Annotated in this window: 21 protein-coding genes; 19 read left to right on the top strand and 2 right to left on the bottom strand. The window is 45.7% G+C overall.

The annotated features are described in order from the left end of the window. Positions 1–14: 14 nt before the first annotated feature. Together IE104_RS10900 and IE104_RS10895 are read right to left on the bottom strand one after the other, a co-directional pair. Positions 15–1,511, bottom strand: a complete 1,497-nt coding sequence (locus IE104_RS10900; RefSeq protein ID WP_189418498.1) for an autotransporter outer membrane beta-barrel domain-containing protein — start codon at positions 1,509–1,511, stop codon at positions 15–17. A gap of 25 nt (positions 1,512–1,536) precedes the next feature. Further along, complete coding sequence (locus IE104_RS10895; RefSeq protein WP_189418497.1) at positions 1,537–3,168, bottom strand: caspase family protein; 1,632 nt, start codon at positions 3,166–3,168, stop codon at positions 1,537–1,539. A 200-nt stretch (positions 3,169–3,368) separates the two neighbouring features. Here IE104_RS10895 and IE104_RS10890 point away from each other — a divergent pair, with 200 nt between their 5' ends. From IE104_RS10890 to IE104_RS10800, 19 genes are all read left to right on the top strand, one after another. Beyond that, the gene (locus IE104_RS10890) at positions 3,369–4,172 is read left to right on the top strand and encodes an alpha/beta hydrolase (protein WP_189418495.1); all 804 of its coding nucleotides are present in this window, start codon (positions 3,369–3,371) and stop codon (positions 4,170–4,172) included. A gap of 135 nt (positions 4,173–4,307) precedes the next feature. Beyond that, complete coding sequence (locus tag IE104_RS10885) at positions 4,308–5,204, top strand: alpha/beta fold hydrolase (RefSeq protein WP_189418493.1); 897 nt, start codon at positions 4,308–4,310, stop codon at positions 5,202–5,204. A 59-nt stretch (positions 5,205–5,263) separates the two neighbouring features. Continuing rightward, positions 5,264–5,854 carry a DUF7010 family protein gene (locus tag IE104_RS10880; RefSeq protein WP_189418491.1) on the top strand — a complete coding sequence of 197 codons (591 nt, stop codon included), beginning with the start codon at positions 5,264–5,266 and terminating at the stop codon, positions 5,852–5,854. A gap of 7 nt (positions 5,855–5,861) precedes the next feature. Beyond that, positions 5,862–6,911 (top strand): sensor histidine kinase, encoded by a 1,050-nt coding sequence (locus IE104_RS10875; RefSeq protein ID WP_189418489.1) that lies wholly within the window; start codon positions 5,862–5,864, stop codon positions 6,909–6,911. Further along, positions 6,908–7,627, top strand: coding sequence for a LytR/AlgR family response regulator transcription factor (locus IE104_RS10870; RefSeq protein ID WP_189418487.1), 720 nt, complete (start codon positions 6,908–6,910; stop codon positions 7,625–7,627). Before IE104_RS10875 ends, IE104_RS10870 begins: the two co-directional genes overlap by 4 nt. An 88-nt stretch (positions 7,628–7,715) precedes the next feature. Next, positions 7,716–9,224, top strand: a complete 1,509-nt coding sequence (locus tag IE104_RS10865; RefSeq protein ID WP_189418486.1) for a sensor domain-containing diguanylate cyclase — start codon at positions 7,716–7,718, stop codon at positions 9,222–9,224. Between the two features lie 157 nt (positions 9,225–9,381). Continuing rightward, positions 9,382–10,500, top strand: coding sequence for a tRNA epoxyqueuosine(34) reductase QueG (queG, locus tag IE104_RS10860; protein WP_189418484.1), 1,119 nt, complete (start codon positions 9,382–9,384; stop codon positions 10,498–10,500). Between the two features lie 267 nt (positions 10,501–10,767). Beyond that, positions 10,768–12,222 carry a decarboxylating NADP(+)-dependent phosphogluconate dehydrogenase gene (gnd, locus tag IE104_RS10855; protein WP_189418482.1) on the top strand — a complete coding sequence of 485 codons (1,455 nt, stop codon included), beginning with the start codon at positions 10,768–10,770 and terminating at the stop codon, positions 12,220–12,222. 188 nt (positions 12,223–12,410) lie between these two features. After that, positions 12,411–13,070 carry a hypothetical protein gene (locus IE104_RS10850; protein WP_189418480.1) on the top strand — a complete coding sequence of 220 codons (660 nt, stop codon included), beginning with the start codon at positions 12,411–12,413 and terminating at the stop codon, positions 13,068–13,070. A gap of 197 nt (positions 13,071–13,267) precedes the next feature. Further along, a complete protein-coding gene (locus IE104_RS10845; protein ID WP_189418479.1) occupies positions 13,268–14,863 on the top strand; it encodes an aldehyde dehydrogenase (NADP(+)) in 1,596 nt (531 codons plus the stop codon). A gap of 92 nt (positions 14,864–14,955) precedes the next feature. After that, complete coding sequence (locus tag IE104_RS10840) at positions 14,956–16,677, top strand: IlvD/Edd family dehydratase (protein ID WP_189418477.1); 1,722 nt, start codon at positions 14,956–14,958, stop codon at positions 16,675–16,677. A gap of 206 nt (positions 16,678–16,883) precedes the next feature. Further along, complete coding sequence (locus tag IE104_RS10835) at positions 16,884–17,720, top strand: fumarylacetoacetate hydrolase family protein (RefSeq protein ID WP_189418475.1); 837 nt, start codon at positions 16,884–16,886, stop codon at positions 17,718–17,720. 220 nt (positions 17,721–17,940) lie between these two features. Then, positions 17,941–19,251, top strand: coding sequence for a GntP family permease (locus IE104_RS10830; protein WP_189418469.1), 1,311 nt, complete (start codon positions 17,941–17,943; stop codon positions 19,249–19,251). A 714-nt stretch (positions 19,252–19,965) separates the two neighbouring features. Next, the gene (locus IE104_RS10825; RefSeq protein WP_189418468.1) at positions 19,966–20,574 is read left to right on the top strand and encodes a gluconate 2-dehydrogenase subunit 3 family protein; all 609 of its coding nucleotides are present in this window, start codon (positions 19,966–19,968) and stop codon (positions 20,572–20,574) included. A 50-nt stretch (positions 20,575–20,624) separates the two neighbouring features. Continuing rightward, a complete protein-coding gene (locus tag IE104_RS10820) occupies positions 20,625–22,361 on the top strand; it encodes a GMC oxidoreductase (RefSeq protein WP_189418466.1) in 1,737 nt (578 codons plus the stop codon). A 52-nt stretch (positions 22,362–22,413) separates the two neighbouring features. After that, positions 22,414–23,274 carry a sugar phosphate isomerase/epimerase family protein gene (locus IE104_RS10815; protein ID WP_189418465.1) on the top strand — a complete coding sequence of 287 codons (861 nt, stop codon included), beginning with the start codon at positions 22,414–22,416 and terminating at the stop codon, positions 23,272–23,274. Between the two features lie 265 nt (positions 23,275–23,539). After that, positions 23,540–23,908: a membrane protein insertion efficiency factor YidD gene (yidD, locus tag IE104_RS10810; RefSeq protein WP_229837842.1), complete on the top strand. Its 369-nt coding sequence runs from the start codon at positions 23,540–23,542 to the stop codon at positions 23,906–23,908. A 224-nt stretch (positions 23,909–24,132) separates the two neighbouring features. Beyond that, complete coding sequence (locus tag IE104_RS10805) at positions 24,133–24,684, top strand: hypothetical protein (RefSeq protein ID WP_189418464.1); 552 nt, start codon at positions 24,133–24,135, stop codon at positions 24,682–24,684. Between the two features lie 252 nt (positions 24,685–24,936). After that, on the top strand, positions 24,937–25,341 hold the full coding sequence (locus IE104_RS10800; protein ID WP_189418463.1) for a hypothetical protein: 405 nt from the start codon (positions 24,937–24,939) through the stop codon (positions 25,339–25,341). Positions 25,342–25,574 lie beyond the last annotated feature (233 nt).

Here is a 25,574-nt window from a genome sequence, read left to right as displayed (position 1 = left end):
AATAAGGGTAAAAATTAAAATTCGTAACGTAAGCCGAGCTCAATAATATCGACCTTATAGTTATCAAGATTTTTTATCTGCTTGTATTGCACGAAACCTTGCACGCCACCAGCAACCACACCATCAACAGTTTTTTGATGCCCACCTACAAGCACAGCAGAAACACCAAATGTATTTATGTTGTAGGCATCGTCGATCACATCTGTAGGCACTGCAAACGTATTTGCCTGACTTGCTGCATTTACATAGCGGGCAGCTATGGTTCGTTGCTCATCCTGGCTTTGCTTAACCAATTCATAACTTAGGTAAGGCGTGATAACCGCAAAAGATGGGGTAAAGGTATAGCGTAAGCTCGCACCCAGGGTGCTTGTGGTTGTATTAATGCTTTGGTCCGCCACGACAAGATCAAATGCAGATTTTTTTACATCTCGCTCAACAAACCTGTCAATTTTTATTTGCGTTGCATTGATATTAACAAACGGCTCCAAACTAATATTTTTGTACGAAAAATTGTAGCCCGCGCTCAAAAATAACGAGGTGTTTTTAGCATCGGTTGACGCAACAGTTTCAGTATTTGGACTGGGAATATCAGGGTTTAATGACGGGTAGCGAATAGCGCGCAAGCTGTCAAAATTTAAAGCTTGATAACCTGCAGACGCACTCGCGTAAAAATACTCGCGCTGGTACATAACAAAAGGAAATACACTAAAACCAGAGGCTTCAACATTCCCCGACACTGTACTTTTGGAGCTATCAAAGTCTACACGCTGATCAAGATAACTGACCAAACTACCAACCACCCACCTGGAATTAATTCGGTAATCCAACCCGCCATTAAACTGATTACCTTTGAAACTAAAGGCATCTTCCAAACTCGTAGGCGCCTTGGCTCCTTTAGCAGCGGAATAATTTATAAAGCCGCCCCAGGGACTATAGGCTTCTACAGCATCACCTGCACCACCGCCTTCGATCATTCCATTATTTTGTGCAAAACGGGACTGATCATCGTAAAAGCCGATTGCATTCAAATGAAAACCTTGGGCACCAAAACGCAGGGCAGTTAACCGCGAACTTAAACTGGAAATTTGCCCACGCAAATAATCTCCGGATAAAGAACCGTGCGCGGAATACTCTTCTGCTGCATCCCAACGTAGCGCTAAACCTAAGCCGCGTTTATCCAAACCTAAACTAAATTGCGTGGGACCATCGTTCGTTAATTCGTTAGCGGTATGCACAATAGCGCGAACGTTTTTAAATAGTTGATAGCTTTGCCCCGTGCAGCTTGCTGTGGGTGTTGTATTACCATTGGCGCTGACGATTGCCGGAGCGCGCATTGCATCGAAACAACCGGCATTGGCAATAAGATCTTGATAGGTTTGCAAAGCAGCTCGCGCACTGCGGTTTTCAAGTTCGTTAGAAAAACTGTCAATTAATTGCGCTAATCCAGCATGGGCTGGTGCCGAACAAACCCCAACAGCGACGAGCGCCAAACCTTGTGTTATTTTTTTCATGGTAGTGAATTGTCTTTTTAGTTATTTATTTATGAACAAAGAAGAAATCGCCAACTTCGTGACCAGTGCCTTTAATCGCCTTAAATTCTGGCAACTGCACAAAATTGATCGCTTTGGCGCGTTCGCTGACCTGATCTTTTATTTTTAAAAATAATTCTGGTCCGCTCACAATGCCTTTGGTTGAATCCAGGGCATCGAGAAAGGCGCGCGCAAAAACTGAATGACCATTACCAGCATTGTCTAATACAGGTAAGTCACCACCAGAAGACAAAAGTAGACGAGATTTTTTAGGGAGCTTGTAGCGAATATAATCTTCAGTGAAGGCTTGTTTGTCGCCCATAAATAAATAACCGGGTTCAGAAGACAACAAACCGGCGTAGCAGGAATCGGCAACCACCAACACACGCTTGGCTTTTAAATGGGCGAGGTGACGATTTACAAATTCATTGGAAACCCAAAAGGTATCATCTGGCGGTGGCGTAGCATTACTGGGCAACCAATAACCAGTTTCTATTCCACCAGCTTGCACGCGGCTACCGTGGCCCGCGTAAAAAATTAGTAGATTATCGGTATCGCCTAATCGCGCATCCATATCATTAATTGCACGCATAACAGTGCTATTGTTTCCATCCAACACCATAGTGACTTCAAATCCATACTTGTCCTCTAAAATTTGTTTTGCGCGCTTGGCGTCTGCGTGGGGAGTTTTTAAACTATCTAGATGCTCATACTGCTGATTCGCAATAATCAATGCATAGTATTTTCCAAACTGTAAATTGCCTTTTTTGACTTCAGGTGCATTATTTTGGCTTGCTGTTATCGCAGCCTTATTAATTTGCGGTTCGCGAATTTGCGCCAAGGTATTTATTTCTTTTATAACCTTGTCGCGTTCACCATCAATACCGGTTATCCATTTTTTCAATTGCGCCATTTCCGCCTGACGTTTGGCTTCTTCATCGATTTTCTTATTGTTTGCGGCCAAAGTTTGCAGTTGTTTATTCAGCAAACCAATTTGCGTATTTTTTTCGTCGAGTGTTTTTTGCAGTTGCTCGCGCACTTCTGCCTGCGCGTTGTTGGCCGCAGATTGATAAATCAAATTATCCTGGGGAATGCCCCAAGCCTTGCGATACCAATTCAACGCCAATATTTTATCTTTAGCGACGCCAAGCCCCTGCTCGTAAAGCGTGCCCAAATTAAATTGCGCGCGGGCATTACCTTGATCAGCCGCTTTTTGATACCAAATCAACGCAGCAGCATAATTGGGCTCGCCACCTAAACCACGCTCGAAAATTTCACCAACGTTGGCTTGCGCTTCGGCATCGCCCTGCTCCGCAGTAGGCAACCAAACCTGCAGCGCAGTTTTGTAATTAGCCCTGTCATAAGCTACATATTCACCACCACGGATACGGCAATCGGCCGCCGTAGTTAATATGGGACGACGCGGTGTGAGGTAGGTACCGCCACCTAATTGCCGAACCTGACCGGGCAAGAGGCAATCCACAATATATAAATCAGCGGTAGTGGGTGCAGGGCTAGCTTTAGTAGAAACAGCTTTGATCGGCTGGTTTGAATTACAGGCAGCCATCGCAAAAACGGCTAAACATACTGTGATAACACAACCAAACCGAGCCCAAATTAGAGATAAAACGTGATCCATGGTAATACCTGTTAATGCTATTGTTATTTAAGAGCGAGGAGCTTCCTTGATATTGGCGCCTAAGACTTCATTATGATCAAATTTTACACACATGATGCCTTAAATGACAGCGCAGTCATTTTGACGTACGTCTAACTTTGGAAAAGAAACCCAGAGTTAATTTGGCTTTAAAGTGAAGAAAAAGGACGAACAATAAAAATATGATTCAACGCTATCTAATCCTAATCGCCAATATAGTCTTGCTTGCCGCCTGCCAGACCTTACCGCAACAACCGTTCACGGCCCCGCAGGGAGCCTCGGTTATCAACGCGAACTTCAAACATTTCGCCCTTAGCCAACCAGGCACTTCAACAAGATTGCATGTTTATATAGAAGGCGACGGCGTGCCCTTCCCAAGTCGATTCCAAATAGCCAAAGATCCAAGCCCATCAAATCCCATGATGCTTAAATTGATGGAACTCGACACTAGCAAAGGTTTGTATCTCGGCCGACCCTGCTATTTTTCCCGTTCTCTGCCGGCATTGACAGACGAACAGTGCGACTCGAAATTGTGGACAAGCGCGCGTTATTCAGAAGAGGTAGTGAGCAGCATGGTCCTGGCGCTGCGCCAGTATTTACGCGAACATCCGGCACAGGGAGTTAGTTTGATCGGCCACAGCGGTGGCGGTACTTTGGCAATGCTTATGGCCGCACGCATGGGCGAGGTGGACCAAATCGTTACCTTGGCAGGTAATTTGGATATAGATGCCTGGGCGCGCTTACATCACTACACGGCCTTAAAAGATTCGCTTAACCCGGTAGAGCTGCCGGTTAATGTGTTACCTCGCAAGCAGCTCCATTTCGGGGGCGACAAAGACGACAACATCCCTCCTGAAATCACCCAAGCCATGCTGGCGCGCAAGGGATTGCAGATCAAAATCATCAAAAATGCTGACCACAACTGCTGTTGGCTTGCGAATTGGGGGGAAATACTCGCGCAAATCAACCAACAGACCGCTCCTTAAAGCCGCCGCTCGCCAAAGACTTCCGCCACTCGCCATGGAATTCCGGCCATTCTCACGAATTATGAAACTCATTGCGAACCGCCGCTTTAATCTACAACCTCATTCAACACACCCACAGGGTAAAAGGAGCGCAACATGTTTTGTAAAAAGAATGGCGGTTTAATTGCAGTGATTATCGCGGTAGCGGTTTCTATGTCCGTGGCTAACAAATCCAACGCCGAAACTTTTGAAGGTCTTGATGCAAAAGTAGAAGGTAAAGGTGCAGCCGTAGTATTTATCCCCGGGCTTAACAGCGGCGCGAGTGTTTTCAACGATACATGTAACGCGATAAAAGCGACTAACCAATGCCACCTGCTGCAATTACCCGGCTTCGCCGGATTAGCGCCACTGCCAGCAAACGATAAAGATTTTTTAATCAACATGCGCGACCGTGTTGAACACTATTTGCAAACCAAAAAATTAAAAAAGGTAAGCCTGGTAGGACATAGCCTGGGTGGCACACTCAGTTTAATGATCGCGCAACATTCACCAGACCTGATTAGCAAAGTAGTGATTGTTGATGCACTGCCCTTTTATTCTGCAATTCAAAATCCGGCAGCGACTGCCGAACTTATGAAGCCGCAAGCAGAGCAAATGCGCAGCATGATGCTAAATCAACCACGCGAAGACTACCTGAAATACGGTGCGCAAAATCTTATGGGTATGAGCAACAATCCTGAACGCCTGCCTTTGCTTACCGAATGGTTAAAAACCAGCGACAGCGCTACAACGGCGAACGCAATGTATAGCATGATGGTGACTGACTTGCGCAAACCCATTGCCGACATCAAAGCGCCAACACTCGTGCTCGGTGCATGGGCAGCGTACAAATCTTTTGGAGCGACTAAAGAATCCACTAAAGCTATTTTTACAACGCAATATGCAGAATTAAAAAATGTTGATGTACGCATGTCTGAAGCGGGTTACCACTTTTTAATGTGGGACGATGCAACTTGGGTAAATCAACAAATCAAAGATTTTTTAAGCAAATAATTTCACCCAGCGCAAGGACGCGCACTTTCAAACTTCAAGTCGAACAGGAAATAAACTTCATGGACACGCCAACAATCACCCTTGACCAACACCGCGAAGAATTTTCACAACGTCGATATCTAGCTGTACCACTTGCAGGCACACTTTGCTGGCTCGTCGCTGGCATCATTAATATCTTTGTAACACCGCAAGTTGCAGCGCTGGTGTTGTTTATTGCAACCGGCAGTATTGTCTATATGGGCATGTTGTTATCTCGCGTTACCGGTGAGGATTTTTTCAGAAAATCCAAACCTAAAAACCCCTTTGATAATTTATTCTTACGCTGCGTAGCAATGGCTCTGCTCGTATACAGCATAGGAATTCCTTTTTTTATGGTTGACCCACGCTCGTTACCACTCAGCCTTGGCATTTTAACGGGTTTGATGTGGTTGCCTTTCTCGTGGATAATCCAACATTGGGTGGGCACTTTCCATGTACTAAGCCGTACCATTCTTATTGTCGCGGCATGGTACTTGTTTCCGCAGCACAGCTTTGTTGCAATTCCAGCGGTTATCATTGGTGTTTATGCTGTAACTATATTTATCCTGGAAAACCGCTGGCGGAAAATTAATAATTTGCAGGCCGCACATAAAATAATTACTAATGAATAGTAGAACTATGGAAAAGTTATCAACCCAATACATTCGCGCGCAAGTTTTATTCTGGAGCGCCTACCTTATTTTGAATCTGCTTTTTATGAGATTGTGGGGCGCACACTTAACGCCATTTTTGATCGGAATGTTTTTTGGGCTCTCCGTGGTGCTTGGGCTTATCAGCCACGGATTTCGGTACCTTTATAAAACTTACGCAAAAAATAGATCGCTGCTCAACATTAGTTTACATCTCATTTGGTTAATTCCCGTCGCAGCCCTGCTTGCTCAAATTATTGTTTCAGGCTCTATGTTTTTGATGGCCGAATTTACCCCGAAAATCATGTCGGGAGCACAACCCGTAAGCACAGGTGGACTTCTGGGTTTCACTATCAATTATTGCATTCTAATCGGCCTATGGTGCACCATTTATTTACTGCGTGCCGAATTCCAAAAGCGCCGCAACTCAGAAATAGCTCACTGGCAATTGCAAGCCCAACTTAAAGAAAACGAATTGCAATTTTTACGTAGCCAGATTAATTCTCACTTCTTGTTTAATGCCATCAATAATTTGCGAGCAATGGTAAGAGAAGATGCCGAACGCACACGTACGGGGCTTACAGATTTATCCATTCTTTTGCGCGGCTTGTTGCAAAACGACGGACAACAATTGGTCACCCTGCGCGATGAACTTGAATGGGTGCGCGGTTACCTCGCACTTGAAGCATTACAATTTGAAGACCGTTTGCAATTTACGATTAATGTAGATGAAACCCTGCTCACCGCCAAACTACCACCCATGATTTTACAAACACTGGTAGAAAATGCCATTAAACACGGTATAGCGGCACGTCGCGCAGGTGGCGCTTTGCAGATAGATATTGCACGAGTGAACGATGAAAGCTGGCAAATTAAAGTTCAAAATCCACCTGCTGAATTTCAAACCAGTCATCAAGGCAACAAGATTGGTGTACGCAATGCGCGTGAACGTTTGCAACTCGCCTTTGGTGAAAAAGCTTATTTAGATTTGGTAATAGGTACAGATATTGTTACCGCGAAAGTAGAGATGCCCTTATGAATATTTTAATCGTTGATGATTCGCGCCTCGCGCGTAAAGAGCTGGTTGAACTCACATCCAGTATTCCCGGCATCAATATTGTGGCGGAAGCCAGTGACGTAGCCAGCGCGGTTGCTGCAATCAATCAACACAAACCGGATTTGGTGCTGTTGGATATACACCTGCCCGATGGCGATGGCTTTGACGTATTGGAAAATATCGATCACGTTCCCCAGGTAATTTTCACTACCGCTTATGAGCAACACGCCGTACGCGCCTTTGAATTTAACGCGCTGGATTATTTGCTGAAACCTATTGAGCAAGATCGACTTACTCCGGCCATTGAGCGCTGCGTAAAAAAGTTGCAACGTATTGAACCCGTGCCGGAAATTAAATCACCAAAGAGCCGAAGCGATCAAATTTTCGTGCGCGATGGTGACCACTGCCATTTTATTCGCCTGAGCGATTTGCGTTTGGTAAATGTGGAAGGCAATTACGTGCGTTTATTTTTCCTCGATAAAAAAACCATGCTCGCTCGCTCCATGAGTTATGTGGAAGAGCGTTTGGACCCCAGCGTATTTTTTCGCGCTAACCGCCAGCAAATTATCAACATGGATTATGTAGCCTCCATCGAACAATGGATTAACGAAGGCCTGATGGTAAAAATGCAGGATGGAACCGAAGTGGAGGTATCGCGCCGCCAAGCGAAAGAGCTGAAACAGCGGCTGGATTTCTAAGCGCTCCTTATACAATTTTGTTGCGCACGTAGATTCTGGCGAAACTCCGATTATACTTTCCAGCTGAATGCCCCAAGCCGGATCAGCCATGAAACTACGCACCCGCATTACCCTCTCCATGCTTACCACCAGCCTGCTTGCCGTGGGCGTTGTTGGCTTCGTGGCTGACCAGCGGTTAATGAGCAAATTCAACGAAGAATTTGCCCAAGCTTCCACCCGAAATTTCCGCGCCGATGTCACTGCCTATATTGATAAATGGGGAAGCTGGGAGGCCGCTGTCGCCCATGAGGATTTCCGCAATTTTTCCGAGCAGCGCCGCGATAAGCATAATCGCGCTCCAACCATCGGCTTGCCCACTACCGAATTCAAAGATCAGCAAAACGGTGAAGACCTGAATATCACGGTGGACCGTAACGCCGTGGAACCAAGACCATCCGATCAACGCCCACCGGAAGAAGCCAGAGAGAAGAATCGGGGTCCTGAAGGCAGACGCCCTCCACCGCATGAAATGCGCGATCACCCGCCCGAAAACGATATGGGACGCCCACCACGCAACGAACGCCCCGGTGCAATTATCCAAACCAATAATGGTGCGGTAGAAGTTCCTTACGGCATGGTGCGCGCGCCTTTTCGTTTCACCTTGTTTAACACTGAAGGCAAAGCGCTCATGGCAATTGCGCCTTATAAAGTGGGTGATATCGTGAGCCAAGCCGACCGCAAGGGCGCAATTCCCATTGAAGTAAAAGGTAAGATTCACGCCTATTTATTACCTAAAGCCGGCGTAAATTTTTCTGATCTGGATTTAGGCTACATGAGCGCCATGCGCGAATCTTTATTGATTGGCTTAGGCGCTGCAGCGATTCTGGCCTTAGGATTGGGAATTTTATTAGGCAATTATTTATCATCCAATTTGCAGCGACTAACGCAAGCAATTCGCCATTTGCAAGACGGCGAATTAGGCAAACAAATTGATATTAAATCAACGGATGAAGTGGGAGAACTGTCGCAAGCCTTCAATCATATGAGCGAAGAATTAGCGCGCAGCCACGCAGACCTGAAAGCCTCCAACCAAAAAATTGCAGAGCAAGCAGAAGTATTGCGCGAATTAAGTTTGCGCGATGCACTTACACACTTACACAATCGTCGCCACTTTGACGAGCAAGCCGGAAAATTATTTATCCACGCACAACGCAGCGCGCGCCCACTCACAATTATGATGGGCGACATAGACCACTTCAAACAAATTAACGATAAGTTTTCCCACGCGATTGGCGATAAAGTATTGCGCAAGGTTGGTGAAATTTTACGTGCGCAAACACGCTCGTCAGATTTGGTGGCGCGCTACGGCGGCGAAGAATTTGTGATTGCATTTGTAGATACACCACTCGAACAAGCCCACCAACTCTGCGACAAATTGCGCACTTATATTGCCAACCAGGATTGGAGCGAAATCCATCCACAGTTGTCGGTGACTATCAGTATCGGTGTTGCGCAACTTGAACGCGGCCAACATCTGGACCAGGTTATGCAAATTGCCGATGCGCAACTCTATCGTGCAAAATCCAGCGGCAGAAACCAGGTGTGTAAGGTGGCCTAGATAATTTATGCGCACACCATCGAATTGATAGTCAAACCTCGTCACCCCGCAAGAATCCAGTGGCCTTATAAAAAGCATAAGGTCACAATTGACTCTTCACTGATTAAACCAGGCATTTCTGGCAAAATATCCATTCGCCCACTTCAAGTCAGTTTCCATGCCCAACTCCCTCGACTTAAACAAACTCGCTGCCGACATCAAAATCTGGGGACGCGAGCTTGGCTTTCAGCAGGTGGGCATTACGGATATTGATTTATCGCAAGCGGAAGTGCGTTTGAAAGAATGGCTCGCTAAAGGCTATCACGGCACCATGGAGTGGATGACGGCACACGGCAACAAGCGCTCGCGCCCTGCGGAATTATTGCCCGGCACGGTGCGGGTGATTTCGGTGCGAATGAATTATCTGCCCGGCGACACCAACCAAATCGCAACGCTAAAAGACCCTACCAAAGCCTACGTATCGCGCTACACCTTGGGGCGCGATTACCACAAACTTATCCGCAAACGTTTGAGTGTTCTCGCCAAACAAATTGATGATGCCCTGCCCGAGGATTATCCCTTCAAAGGCCAGAACCGTGCATTTGTAGACAGTGCCCCGGTGATGGAGCGCCCGCTCGCTGAAAAAGCAGGTTTAGGCTGGACAGGAAAACACACACTTATCATTAATAGCGATGCTGGCAGCTGGTTTTTCCTGGGCGAGATATTTACGTTTGTCCCACTGCCCGTTGATACACCCAACCAGCCCAATCAGTGTGGTGAGTGTACGGCCTGCCTGAAAGTCTGCCCAACGGATGCCTTCACCCAACCCTATGAATTGGATGCACGCCGCTGCATCTCTTATCTAACCATCGAAAACAAAGGTGCAATTCCTGAAGAATTCCGCGAGCCCATGGGTAACCGCGTATTCGGCTGTGACGATTGCCAAGCCATTTGCCCTTGGAATAAATACGCGCAATTCACCACTGAAACAGACTTCCTCCCCCGCCACGGCTTGGCCGACAGCGATTTGACGACCCTGTTTAATTGGACAGAACAGGAATACCTCGACAACACCGAGGGGTCAGCCATTCGTCGGATTGGCTATGAAGGCTGGCTGCGGAATCTGGCAGTGGGGCTAGGAAATGCACCGCAGAGCGACCACATAATTACCGCTTTAAAATCCAAGCGCGAAGGCGTTTCCGAGCTGGTAAAAGAGCATATTGACTGGGCGCTGGAGCAACAAACCAAACCCAATTATCGAAGAAAGCGGAAGATTAAACGGGCGACGCATGAATAAAGTTGCCCTCTATTATGAAAAACAATCGCTTTCATAGCCCCAAGTCACACGATTTTCACTAGGCATTTACCCGCTAAACGTGAATAATAGCGCCCCCAAAAGAGCGTCGCGCCGCCCCAATTATCCATTTAAGGTAGCGAAGCCACATACAAAGGGTGTTTAAAACCTTGCCAACACAGCCAAGCACTGGCGCGCAAGAATTAAGCTTCGGTCGCACCCAAGTTAAAACCCTGATGTATCAACCACAGACGATAGGCTACGAATTTTATGAAACCTCTTTCCGATATAGGCTTGGTTGGCCTCGCCGTTATGGGCGAAAACCTCATCCTGAATATGGCCAGCAAAGGCTACACAGTTACTGCTTACAATCGCTCAGTAGACAAAGTTGATAGCTTTATTGCTGGCCGCGCTGCTGGCAAAACCATTCGCGGCGCTCGCTCGATTGAAGAGCTGGTGGCATCTCTCGCCAAACCACGCAAAATTATGTTGATGGTAAAAGCGGGCAAACCGGTTGACGATTTTATCGAGCAATTAATCCCTCATTTGGAAGCTGGCGATATTATTATCGACGGCGGCAACACACACTTCCCGGATACTGACCGTCGCACCGCTTATTTGGCGAGCAAAGGTCTGCGCTTTATCGGCACCGGCGTTTCTGGTGGCGAAGAAGGCGCATTGACTGGCCCATCTATCATGCCCGGCGGCTCACCAGAAGCCTGGCCATATGTGAAAGATATTTTCCAAAGCATCTCTGCCAAAGTTGATGATGGCAGCCCCTGCTGTGACTGGGTTGGCGAAAACGGCGCTGGCCACTTTGTAAAAATGGTTCACAACGGTATCGAATACGGCGACATGCAATTAATTTGCGAAGCCTATCAATTGTTGAAAGAAGTTGTTGGCTTGAACGCTGATGAAATGCATGAAGTTTTTGCAGAATGGAACAAAGGCGAGCTCGATTCTTATCTGATCGAAATTACTCGCGACATTCTTGCGTATAAAGATGAAGACGGCACTGCACTGGTTGAGAAAATCCTCGACACCGCTGGCCAAAAAGGTACCGGTAAGTGGACTGGTGTGATCGCATTGGATTTGGGCGTACCGCTCACTCTGATTTCTGAAGCTGTATTCGCACGCTGCTTGTCATCGCAAAAAGCTGAACGTGTTGAGGCTGCAAAAGTGATTAAAGGCCCAGCCGTGAATTTCACTGGCGACAAGCAAGCCTTCATCAACGATTTGCGCAACGCAGTATTCGCTTCAAAAATTATTTCTTACGCGCAAGGTTATTTGTTGATGCGCGAAGCCGCGAAAGAATACGGTTGGAACCTCAACTACGGCGGCATCGCATTAATGTGGCGTGGCGGCTGTATCATTCGTTCATCATTCCTCGGCAATATCAAAGAAGCTTTCGACAAGAATGCTGAATTGAAAAACCTGTTGTTGGATGATTACTTCGCGAAGACTGTAGATGCAGCACAAGCTGGCTGGCGTCGTGTTGCAGCGGCGGCAATTGTTAACGGTATTCCTGCACCAACAATTACCTCTGCGCTGACTTACTTCGACGGCTATCGCACTGCACGCTTACCAGCAAACTTGCTGCAAGCACAACGCGATTACTTCGGCGCGCACACCTACGAGCGCACTGACAAACCACGCGGTGAATTCTTCCACACCAACTGGACCGGTCGCGGTGGTAATACAGCATCTTCTACTTACAACGTGTAAGCAGCCGATGTGATACAAATAAAAAGGCCGGATCAGAAATGCTCCGGCCTTTTTTGTTATCAAAAATACTTAATCAGGCGATGGCTTTGCATAAATAAAGTTTTTATTTTTTAGATTTTTCGTCTTATAAACACTCTGTATTTTCTTGCAAAAACTTCCAATCAACCCACTAGAGTTAAGGAGAAACTGTGAACATACCATGTAGATTTGCTTTTATATTCATTGCCGCCTTATCAAACATCACACATGCTGATAATGCAAAAAATCCATTGCAATATCTTCCGCGCGAACTGGAAATTGAATTGGCATTAGCAGCGGGACCAGAACCTATCCGAAAAGAAGCTTCTGTTTATATTTTCGGAAAATCCGGTTACGAAAAAGTGCGTGATGGGAAAAATGGTTTCACCTGTTTTGTTAACCGCGATGGTCATCAAAATGGTGATCGCGCGCTCAGACCAACGTGCTGGGATCCCGAAGGTAGCGCTACGATTGTGCCGGTCATGCTTCGTGTTGGGGAATTGATTGCCCAGGGAAAATCCGCTGCAGATATTAAAAAAGATGTTGATTCCGGTTTTGACAGCAAACGTTTTCGCAGTCCGCAGAAAGCGGGCATCGCCTACATGCTAAAAGGCGATGTAGTATTTGATGAGAAACTACAGCAAATCTCCAAGACATTATTCCCGGGGCATTACATGTTCTATGCCCCAGGTGTTAGCAACAAAGATCTGGGCGTCGACCAGAAAGCGATTAATCCATCGCTACCATTTGTTTATGATGGTTACTCAGGTGGAGCCCGTACGGCTTATATCATTGTGCATGCATCAGAAAGCACAGGTCATATTCATTAAAGGTAAGTATTTCACCATTTCGAACCCTTACCTTCGGCTGCTTCTGTCTGCATAAATTGAATGTTTATTAGACGTTTTTCCAGATGACTGCTACCTTGAAGTCATTTTGACAATATATCTCTGAGTAGGGCTTCCTTTGTGCCGGAGACCGGCATATACTTTTCATACAATATGATTGCGCAATCTTTGGAGCAACTATGAGCATTTTCGGAAAACTGTACTTTGATGGCGAATGGCATCAAGGGCAGGCTGGAACCTACAACGCGGTTGATCCATCGACAGCAAAAAACCTTGAACCAGCCATGGGCAAAGCTAGCAAAGCGCAGGTAGAAGCCGCTGTAGCAGCCGCTCATCGCGATTCCTTGTCCTTCGCCAAAATACCAGCGGCCAAACGCGCAAACTTCCTGCGTGAATGCGCCACCCAAATTGAAGCTCTGGGCGATGAACTCACCACTCGAATTACCCTTGAAACTGGCTATCCCAAAGGCCGCGGTGAAGGCGAGCGCGCTCGTACTTGCGGGCAATTACGCATGTTTGCCAATTCGCTGGATGCGGGCGAGTTTGTGGACGCCCGTATAGATACTGCCCAGCCAGATCGCACCCCAGTTCCCAAACCCGACTTGCGCTTTATGCAGCAAGCAATTGGCCCTGTAGCGGTATTCGCGGTTAGCAATTTTCCACTCGCTTATTCCGTCGCCGGCGGCGATACAGCATCTGCTTTGGCGGCGGGCTGTCCGGTATTGGCTAAAGGCCACTTATCTCACCCGGGAACAGGTGAATTGGTCGCGCAAGCCATAGCGAAGGCCATTGAAATTTGCCAAATGCCCAAAGGCGTCTTTTCATTTCTGATGGGTGATGATGCCGAAGTAGGCGCAACCCTGGTACAAGCAGCACCAGTGAAGGCTGTTGGTTTCACTGGCTCAATTGCCGGCGGCACAGCCTTGATAAAGCTAGCCAATGCACGCCCAGAACCCATTCCGGTATTTGCAGAAATGGGTAGCGTCAACCCGGTTATCCTCTTGCCAGAAGCCTTGAAAACCAACGCCCCAGCTATCGCAAAAGGCTTTGTTGCATCACTCACATTGGGTACTGGTCAGTTCTGCGTAAACCCCGGTTTGGTGATTGCTATAGACTCGCCGGAGCTGAACGAATTTATCCAGGCCGTTCGCGCAGAATTGGGCAACGTGGCTGCGGGCGTTATGTTAAACCAGCGCATTTGTACCAGCTATCAACAAGGCCTTACGCGCTTCACCCATGCTTCTGGCGTTGCTTCCCTGGCGCAAGGACAGGCAGATTCGGTAAATGAAGGGTTCCGTGCGCAAGCCTATTTGCTAGGTACTAGCGGTAAAAACTTTATTGCCCAGGATGCCATCCATGAAGAAGTTTTTGGCCCAGCAGCCATGCTTGTTACCTGCAAAGATTTTACTGAATTGCAGCAAGTGCTCGAAGTGCTTGCTGGTCAGCTAACCGGTACCTTGCATGGTACTGAGACTGAGCTGCTAGCGCATTCAGCATTGGTAGATGTGCTAGCGCGCAAGGTTGGCCGCGTGGTTGTGAATGGCTTTCCAACCGGTGTTGAAGTCTGCCCATCCATGGTTCATGGCGGCCCTTTCCCGGCGTCATCAGACCCACGCTTTACCGCGGTAGGTACCGCTGCGATCCAGCGCTTTCAACGCCCCGTGTGCTACCAAAATTTTCCCGATACACTCTTACCCGACGCACTGAAAAATAATAATCCGCTAGGGCTTACACGGCTGGTGAACGGCACTCCCTCGAATGCCGCACTGGAGTAATACAAGCAAAGCGATAACCAACAAGGTTGTACCTTCGTTCAAGGACGACCGAACAATAACAACGACACTGATCAACCAAATCGGATTTCAACATGAAAAAGCCAGTAAAGCTGCGTAGCCAGGAATGGTTTGGCGGCAAAGATAAAATGGGGTTTGTGCATCGCTCATGGTTGCGCAACCAAGGTTATCCCAACGATTATTTCGAAGGCAAACCGGTCATAGGCATTTGCAATACCTGGTCAGAATTGACCCCTTGCAATGGTCATTTTCGCGAAGTTGCGGAAATTGTAAAACGCGGCGTGCTTGAAGCCGGTGGCGTACCCTTTGAATTTCCGGTGATGTCTCTGGGCGAGACAATCATGAAGCCTACCTCCATGCTGTTCCGCAATTTAGCGAGTATGGATGTGGAAGAAAGCATTCGCGCTAACCCGCTAGACGGCATTGTACTGCTCACCGGCTGCGATAAGACCACACCATCACTCATCATGGGCGCCTGCTCGGTAGACTTGCCAACACTCGTAGTTCCCGGCGGACCAATGCTGAACGGCAAATTCCGCGGCGGCGAAATTGGTTCTGGTTCTTTCAATTGGCAAATCAAAGCCAAACAAGATACCGGTGAATTTTCTGACGCCGACTTACAGGAAGCGGAAATTGGCGCAGCACGCAGTGCCGGTCACTGCAACACCATGGGCACCGCATCAACCATGGCGACCATGGCGGAAGTTTTGGGCTTAACCTTGGCTGGCGCTTCCTCGATTCCAGCGGTAGACGCGCGCAAAAAAGTCATGGCGCAATTGTCTGGCCGTCGCATCGTGGAAATGGTGCGCGAAGACATGAAGCTGTCGCAAATTTTAACGCGCGAAGCCTTCGAGAACGCGATTAAGGTAAACGCAGCAGTTGGTGGTTCCACTAATTTTATTATCCATCTTCAAGCGATTGCGGGTCGTATTGGCGTGCAGTTAGAGCTGGATGATTTCGACAAGTTAGGCAGCCAAATTCCTTTGCTGCTTAACCTCATGCCTTCAGGAAAATATTTGATGGAAGATTATTACTACGCAGGCGGTTTAGGCGTAGTAATTAAAGAGCTTGGCGATTTATTGCATCAAAATATCTTAACGATTAATGGAAAAACCTTCGCCGAAAATTATGCAAAAGCTGTGTGCTATAACCACGAAGTTATTCGCACTCGCGCCAATCCGTTAAATCCTGCTGCAGGCATTGCGGTACTAAAAGGCAACCTCTGTGAAAACGGCGCGGTCATAAAACCTTCTGCTGCAACACCGGCATTAATGAAACACCGCGGTCCAGCCGTTGTATTTTCCAGCATGGAAGATTATCACGCGCGTATCGACTTACCTGATCTCAACATCGACAAAAACAGCGTCATTGTTTTGCAAGGTGTTGGCCCCAAAGGTTACCCAGGCATGCCCGAAGTGGGCAACGTTGATCTACCTAAAAAATTAGTGCTGCAAGGCGTAACCGATATGGTGCGCATTTCTGATGGCCGCATGAGCGGCACAGCTTACGGCACGGTGGTATTGCACGTTTCTCCTGAGTCATCTGTTGGCGGCACGCTCGCCCTTGTACAAGATGGCGATGAAATTGAATTGGATGTTGAACGCCGCCTTTTACATTTACACGTGAGCGACGAAGAACTCGCAAAACGTCGTGCTGCATGGAAAGAACCTGACCCACTTGCAGAGCGTGGTTACGTAAAACTTTATATAGATCACGTAGAACAAGCGCACTTGGGTGCAGATATGGATGTACTGGTCGGAAAATCCGGATCCGTCGTAGAGCGTGATTTGCATTAAGGTCGTTTAATTTTTCGCATCAAATTAGAAAAAAGGGAATCGTCATCCTCGCGTAGCGGGGATCCAGTAGCTCTATGCTTCAACCAAAAGCTGGATCCCCGCTGCGCGAGGATGACGACTCCCAGTGAAACTAGATACACATGAAGCCGAAGATCATTTGTTTTAACGTGCTTCATAACAACCCATAAAAAATGCAGGTGAGAGAAATGAGAATTTATAAATTAACCAACAGCATCCTGATTGAAAACAACAACCAGTTCTACAAAGTTGATGGCAGCGATTGGAACAGTTTTATCAACGATGACGAACTTCACGCAAAAGCGACTCGAACTATTGCAAGCTTAACGCCGGTTACAAACGCGCAGGAATTAATTGCAACTCAATTGGATGCACCTATGGCGAGCCAGGAGTTGTGGGCAAGCGGCGTTACTTATTTCCGCAGCAAACAAGGCCGTCAGGAAGAAAGCAAAAGTTCGGGCGGCGCAGATTTTTATGCACGCGTGTATGAAGCAGAGCGTCCCGAATTATTTTTTAAAGCGACTCGCCAGCGCACCGTTGGCAGCGGCGGTTTAGTACGTATTCGCAAAGACTCAACTTGGGACGTGCCCGAACCTGAATTGGTTTTGGTGATGAGCAGCAGCGGAAAAATTATCGGCTATACCATTGGCAACGATATGAGTTCGCGCAGCATTGAAGGTGAAAATCCGCTCTATCTTCCCCAGGCAAAAACTTACGATGGTTGCGCTGCTCTCGGCCCATGCATTCTGGTCGCTGAACAACCACTCCCCAAAGACACCAAAATCGAACTGCAAATTAATCGTGCGGGCAAACAGGTTTTCGCTGGGGACATTGAAATTAATCAAATCAAACGTGGCTTTGAAGAATTAGCTGGTTTCTTGTTTCGCGAATGCTCATTTCCAAATGGCGCACTGCTAATGACGGGTACTGGTATTGTTCCAGATAGCAGCTTCACTTTGCAGTCTGGCGATGAAATTGTTATCAGCGTTGCAGCCATTGGAACGTTGGTTAATAAAGTAGCCTAGCAAACGATTTACTTAAAAATTTTATTATCTCAGGAGAATCTTTTCATCTAGCACTGCACGACCTGTGATTAGATCAGGATCCCGTTAAGTGACGATGGTGAGTGTCATATAACCTGTATTTAATATTTCTAGCGGCTTGAGTGCACATCACTCAAGCCGCTTGCACCATGCTTAAACATTAGGCTTGTCCATAATAATTTTAGTGAGGACATCTTGTATCATGGCAATTATCGCAATTTTGGTCGCTATTCTTTTACTGATCATTTTAGTCGGTTGGTTTAAAACCAATCCGTTTTTAGGTTTTTTGGCCGCCGCAATCGTAGCCGCTTGTTTATCCGGTATTTCGCCCGAAAAAATTCCTAGCGTACTTGAAGCTGGTATAGGCTCAATGCTCGGCTCACTCGCCATTATTTTGTGCGTGGGTGCCATGTTTGGAAAATTAATTTCGGAAACAGGTGCTGCACAACAAATCAGCCGTACACTTATTGCCGGTTTCGGCCAAAAAAATATTACCTGGGCATTAATGATTACAGGTTTTATTGTAGGCATTCCTTTGTATTACAACGTTGGTTTCGTGTTACTGGTGCCACTGGTGTTTTCAGTTATGCATCAATCGAAATTACCCGCCGTGTATTTAGGTATTCCTTTACTCGCTGGCCTATCAACCACACACGGTTTTCTACCCCCACATCCATCGCCCGTTGCGCTTATACCGCAATTTGGTGCGAGCATTGGCGCCACTTTGTTTTACGGCCTTATCATCGCTATTCCCACTGTCATTGTTGCCGGGCCTTTATTAGCAAGCCGCCTCAAACATATTCACGCCAATCCGATCAAAACCTTTTGCGCGCAACCATTGCCAGACGAATCTTTACCGAGCCCATTCAATAGCTTTTTTTGCGCTCTTCTACCCGTTATTTTAATTGCTGTTGCTAGTTTGCTTCCCGTGATTGCACCCGGTATTGCCAACAATACCTGGGTGCTTTTTTTTAGCAATCCTTCCATCGTATTGCTTTTGGGACTAATGGTTGCGACTTACAGTTTGGGTATCGCACGCGGCCTGCGAATTGAAAAAATAATGCAATACTTTACCGATGGCCTTAAAGATATTTCCATCATCGTATTAATCATTGCTGGTGCAGGCGCATTGAAACAGGTTTTTGTAACGAGCGGTGTGAGCGATGAATTAGGCTCACTTTTAAAACAAATCCCGCTGAACCCTTTGGTGCTCGCGTGGTTAATTGCAACGGTTATCCGCATTGCACTTGGCTCTGCAACGGTTGCAGGTTTGACTGCAGCAGGAATTGTGGCACCGCTCGTCATTAGTTCCGGGGCCAATCCAAATTTAATGGTACTCGCCGTAGGTGCAGGTAGCTTGATGTGCTCTCACGTAAATGATTCCGGTTTTTGGATGTACAAGGAATATTTTAATTTGAGTTTAAAAGATACTTTTAAATCCTGGTCACTAATGGAAACCGTAATCGGCGTGATGGGCATTATTGGTGTGTTGATTTTGGATGCGTTTATTTAATAAATCTTGCGGTCTTATTTTAAAGATTAAAATTTTAATCGTTTATGTTCAGAGATGGCAAAAAATAAACATATATGAAAAATGTGGTGGTATTTTTGATCACCACTTTTCAAATACATCACTGCGGGCCCACCTCCAAATACTTACCCGCCAACGCAAAAAAAGACCAATCAGATAACTTACGTCTAGTTCTGGATCTGCGTGTTTTCATCGCAAATAATCTTCAATACTGAACAAGCAACTTCTGACATAAAAACAGTACGTGATGATATGTTTAATGTTTTGTAAATGTGCACATAAAGCGCGGGTTCTGGGGTAGCATTAAGGCCACTCAAGCCATTGCTAGTTGCCAGATTTTAACTAGATGTAGTGGACTGGGTTATTTGATGAGAGGTTGGCTGCGGCTGCGTAAACGCAACGAATAACAGACTAAACAACCCCATACTTCCTGACAGTAAACCTAACATAGAGCTTCCTAAACCAGACCGATACAGCTAGACGCTGTCCCTCGTTCTCGCTATAGTGCGCCCAAATGTAACCGTTTACATTGCTGTATTTCTACCATTTAAGCGAGCTTTACAATAACCAATGCTGCTTTGCACTGCTTAACAGCCAATAAACTTACAAATCAACTTTAATGACTATTAACTTTAATAACGATCAAATTTAACGACTATCAACCAATTGCCTACTGTTCATTTATCGGAGAAGACTATGCCGCATAACAATAAGCTCGCGGAAACCACGGGGCTTGAAGCCGAAAACCCACGCCGCGCAGCCCTTAAACAAATGGCACTGCTATTCGGCTTGTCGCTCTCAGCGCAGTCGCTCGACGCCCTGGCTGCAACCGTCAAAGGTACTATGCCCCATGTAACCAAATTCCTGAGCCCGGATCAGTTGCAAATGACCGGTGAAATTGCCGATTTAATTATTCCAACCACTGACACTCCGGGAGCCTTGGCAGTAAACGTACACGGCTTTATGGATAGCTATCTCGCTGAATGCGTAAGCAAAAACGACCAGAAAAAATTTCTGGATGGCCTCAAAAAAATAAATAAGGTTGCTGAAGATAAATTCGGAAAAGTATTTTTAGCCTGCAGCCATAAACAACATATTCAATTACTAACGGCAATTGAAAAATATGACTTGGGCTTTACCCCCGAAGACAAAGATTTTTTCACGCAATTTAAATCGCTCACGCTTTTTGGTTATTACACATCTGAAGTTGGAGCAACCCAGGAACTTGCCTACCTCCCTATTCCCGGTGGTTACAAAGGTAATTTCCCTTTTGCCAAAGTTGGCAAAGCCTGGGCATTGAACTAAGCAATTATTTTCGAGCAAAAAAAGTCTCCAGCGCATAACAGGTATGAGTAATGGATAAGAATTTTTACATTAAAAAATCAGCACAAGTATTCGACGCAATTGTTGTAGGCTCAGGCATCACTGGCGGCTGGGCAGCAAAAGAATTAACAGAAAAAGGCTTAAAAGTATTAATGGTGGAGCGCGGTAAACCTGTGGAGCACCGTCAGGATTACCCCGGCGAAGGCGTGCAAGCCTGGAAGCTACCCTTTCGCAACGCTATGAATTATCAATTGGTGGAAGATCAATATTATATTCAGCGTCAATGCTACGCCTTCGGTGATTCATCTAAACAATTTTTTATGAATGACCGCGATTACCCCTACAGCACACCAGAAGGAAAACCTTTCAGCTGGATTCGCGGTAACCAACTGGGTGGAAAATCTTTATTGTGGGCGCGCCAGTCATATCGTTTAAGTGATTACGATTTCAATGCAAACCTGGCCGACGGCCACGGTGTAGATTGGCCTATTCGCTACAAAGACCTTGAGCAGTGGTATAGTTATGTAGAGCGCCACGCGGGTATCAGCGGCTCTAAAGAAAATATTCCCGTACTGCCAGACAGCGAATTTTTACCGCCGTTTGAATTTAACAATGTTGAGTTGGCGCTCAAGAAAAAAATTGAAGCAAAATTCCCAGATCGCAAAATGATTATGGGACGCTGCGCGCACTTAACCCAACCTGCACCACATCATCTTGAACAGGGCCGATTGCAATGCCAGGCACGCAATGAATGCCATAAGGGTTGTTCATTCGGCGCAAACTTTTCTACCCAAAGCTCAACCTTACCAGCGGCACTTAAAACCAACAATTTAAGCATCGCAACCAATGCAATTGTGCACAGCGTTATTTATGATCCAAAAACCAATCGCGCAAAAGGCGTGCGGATTATTGATAGTGAGACCATGGAAACGCGCGAGTATTTCGGAAAAATGGTATTCCTGTGTGCATCAACATTGGGGACAACACAAATCATGTTGAACTCAATTAGCGAGCGTTTCCCAACAGGCATCGCCAATTCATCCGGTGTGCTGGGGCACTATTTAATGGATCACCTATACGGCTCTGGTGCTGTAGGTCGCATCGATGGTTTTGAAGATGAATATTATTCTGGTCGTCGCCCAACTGCACCTTACATTCCAAATTTTAGAAACGTGAAAGAAAAACATCCGAATTTTTTCCGCGGTTATTCACTCTCCGGCAGTGCATCGCGTGAGAATTGGGGGAGTTTTGCCAAGAAAGATGGTTTTGGCGCCGATTTTAAAAAGCAAATTCAAAATGCAGGTAGCTGGTATTTTAGCTTACACGGTTCAGGCGAAATGTTGCCACGCTACGACAATCAGGTTAGCCTTCACCCAACACTAAAAGATAAATGGGGCATGCCGCAATTACATATTGAAGCAAGCTTCACCGAAAATGATTATAAAATGAATGAAGATATCGCCAACACAGCAGCAGAAATTCTGGAAGCTGCAGGTGCCAAAGATATTGTTAAACATGTAATTAGACGTAATGAAGATCGTCCTTTCGGCTTGTCCATTCACGAGATGGGTACAGCGCGTATGGGGCGAGATCCAAAAACATCGGTACTTAACGGCAACAACCAAACGCACGATGTACCGAATTTATTTGTGACTGACGGCGCCTGTATGACATCCAATGCATGGCAAAATCCATCGCTCACTTATATGGCAATCACAGCCCGCGCTTGCGACTTCGCAGTCAAACAACTTAAGCTCGGCAAAATTTAACATCAGCAAAGCAATTAACTCTTAACGAATAACTCCATTAGGAATGAAAATTATGAAATTAAAAAAACTCGCAATTGCACTGGTTTCCACTGCCGCTATTATGGCTAGCTATTCGCACGCCGCACCAACTCAACCACAATTGAGCGTGCAATTGTGGTCCGTTAAAGACGCTGTTAGCGCCGATTTTGAAGGCACCCTAAAGCAACTTAAAGCTTACGGTTTCCAAGGCGTAGAGTTTGCAGGTATTTTTGGTAAATATGCTGACGACGCCAAAGGCCTCAAAGCATTTTTGGATAAAACCGGTTTAAAAGCATCTGCAGCACACGTACCTTTTGATAAATTGTCTGCTGAAAACTTTGAAAAAACCGTGGCATTTTATAAAGCAATTGATTGTCATTATTTGATCATCCCTATGGATAAACGTGCCTTCACTCCAGAAGGTGCAAAAGTAGTTGCTGCAGAACTGGAAGCCATTGAGAAAAAACTCGCACCGCACGGCATGCACACCGGCTACCACAACCACAAGCCTGAAATGTTGGGCGAAGCCGGTAAGACTCCATGGGATGTTATTGGTACAAGCACCTCTTCAGGTGTGGTGCTGCAGCAAGATGTAGGTTGGACAGAAGTAGCAGGCAAAAATCCAATCGATATTATTAAAGCCTTCCCAGGCCGCACCATCACCACTCACTACAAAGCTGCCGCACCGGATGAAGGCAACAAAGAAAATCCAATCATCGGCAAAGACACAACCGATTGGAAAGCCTTGATTGAAGCCAACCGTACCATTGGCGGCACCCTGTGGTTAACTGTAGAACAAGAAGTTTATCCAGCAGGTATGACACCAATGCAAAGTGTTGAAGCTTCATTGAAAGGACTACAAAAAGAGCTCAAAGAATTAGATAAAAAGAAATAATCTAATCTCGCTGTAAAAAAAGCCAGTGCACATGCACTGGCTTTTTTGTTTAGGGGCCAGAAAAATTAATTGAAGAAAAGGAGTGATCACACGAACGGCAGGCTCACAAAGAAAATTAAATTCAAAAAAATATTTATTCCCCGTCTGCCTCTTTTTCAAATCACAACTACACACGTAATCCAGTGTAATTCCTATTAGCGTCCTATTCATTAATATCTTCCCTTTTTAAAAATAAACCAATAACAGTCAAGCTATGGAGAAATCCGTGGATAACTTCAATATCGACGCAATGCAGCTCAACGTAGATGAAAAGCTACGCCCGTCACTAGAGCGAAAGTTAACAGGCACAACCCGCATGGATGCGGCCATAGGACAGCTCCCAATTCCCAAATCGCCCCTACCCATTACCATGGCAGTAATGCTCCTGCGCGGCTACCGCAAACTCCGCCCCAAAAGTATCGGCAACCGCTGTGTATTTGAACCCAGTTGCTCGCACTACAGCGAACTTGCCATCAGGCAAAACGGACTGGTAAAAGGTGTGCGATTAACAGCAGGCAGACTTTTAAGATGCCGCCCCAACGCTGGCGGCCTGGATTTATCATGTCAAAAGGAACAATCATGCAATACAAAATAGAACCCATAGGCGCGAGCGTTAAAAAAATAATTAAGAGCGCTCATTGCTGTATAACTCCAAAATTAATTGGGAGAGTTATTTAATCTTTTGATTAATCTATGGTTTTTTTACACTCGATGAGACGTTTAATTGGAGTTATACAGCGGAACCACAAATTAATTGGCTTTTTATTTTGCGGGTTATATAGTTGGCGCTATCTAATAAACTGTTACATAGGGAAAATTATGCTCCACCGCATTTTCAAGATAATATTCCTTTTACCATTGTTGAGTGTTTCGTGCGTACAGAATAGTTTTGGCGCTACCGATATTGGTAACCCTATTTTTCCGATTCAATACGATTCACATGCCATAAAATATGAAAAATTAAATGGTGACTTAATAAAAAAGGTCTATCTTGAAAATAACTCCACTGTAAAAGAAGCCTGGGTTTTTGCGAAATATGAAAAAGGAAACAAAACGTATTATGTGTTGAATGGACTATTTAAAAATAGCGATGGAATGATGGAAGAAGATAATTACGGCTGGGGCTTATTGATTAGCGTCACCGCTGGTAAATGTGAAATCTTAGGTAGTCCATCGGGGTACGAATCTATTCCGCAAATAACACGTGAAGAAATGGAGGAAATAATAAAGGACGCAATTAAAAGAGCCATCGAAGTTCATGGAGATAAAGAATTTAGAGCTCTTCTTTTGGTAAAACCTCCTGAGAATGGAGAAATGACTTCTCTTGCAAAAAAAGTGCTTAGCGCCCAAGGTTTTAAATATTATCCGTAATTTTTAAAAATTAATGGTGACTATTGTGCTTTTGAGCGGACAAATTATATGTAACAAGTCGTTGCATCACCGCTCCGGCACTTCGTGCCTACGCTGGACAGTTTTTAAGTCGCGGGTTTATGGTTTTGCTGCGCAAAAGTATTCCATAAAACCACAACTTAAAAACTGCCGCTGAACTCGGCGTTACAAAGTTCGAGCAGTACATTACCGTTATAGCTAAAACTTAGAATTGGGCATGGAGCTAGATTTTTAATGATATTTCTACTTACTATCGAGTTGGTACTTTGTTTCTTTTTCCCCGTTGTAGGGTGGTTATTTTTTCTATTAGTTATAGTAAAAGAATTTGATGACATGAATATTATAATGTTGTCCTTAGCGCCAATGGGTGGTCTTGGGTTGTATGGAATTTTAAAGCTGTACTTACATCTAATGAGCTCAAAATCTTACGAACAAGGCATTTCCCCGTCAAAAATTACTTATGCATGTGTAGGAATCGCAATAATACCCGCTTCGTTGGCGGTATTAGCAATGTTGGACATAGGCAAGGCAAGCCCTGTGCAATATTTTATTATGGGGTCTCCTTTCGTTTGTGCTGTGCATTTTGTTTTGCTATCTCTATTAAGGTCAAGAAAACCTAGAGCAGTAGAAAGTTTGTAACAAGTCGTTCCAGCATCACTACGGCGCTACGCGCCTTCGTTGGACAGCTTTTAAGTCGCGGCTTTTGTGGTTTTGCTGCGCAAAAGTATTCCACAAAGCCGCAACTTAAAAGCTGCCGCTGAACTTAACGTTAGGCATAAGCAATGAAATACATTTTCGCCATCATATTATTCATATTTGGTTCGCTAGCAAATGCGAGTCAAGATTTATACGCGCCAATTTCAGAATTACAA

This window comes from Cellvibrio zantedeschiae (assembly GCF_014652535.1).
In the GTDB taxonomy this organism is placed as follows: domain Bacteria; phylum Pseudomonadota; class Gammaproteobacteria; order Pseudomonadales; family Cellvibrionaceae; genus Cellvibrio; species Cellvibrio zantedeschiae.
This window is presented reverse-complemented; position numbering and strand designations above follow the sequence as displayed.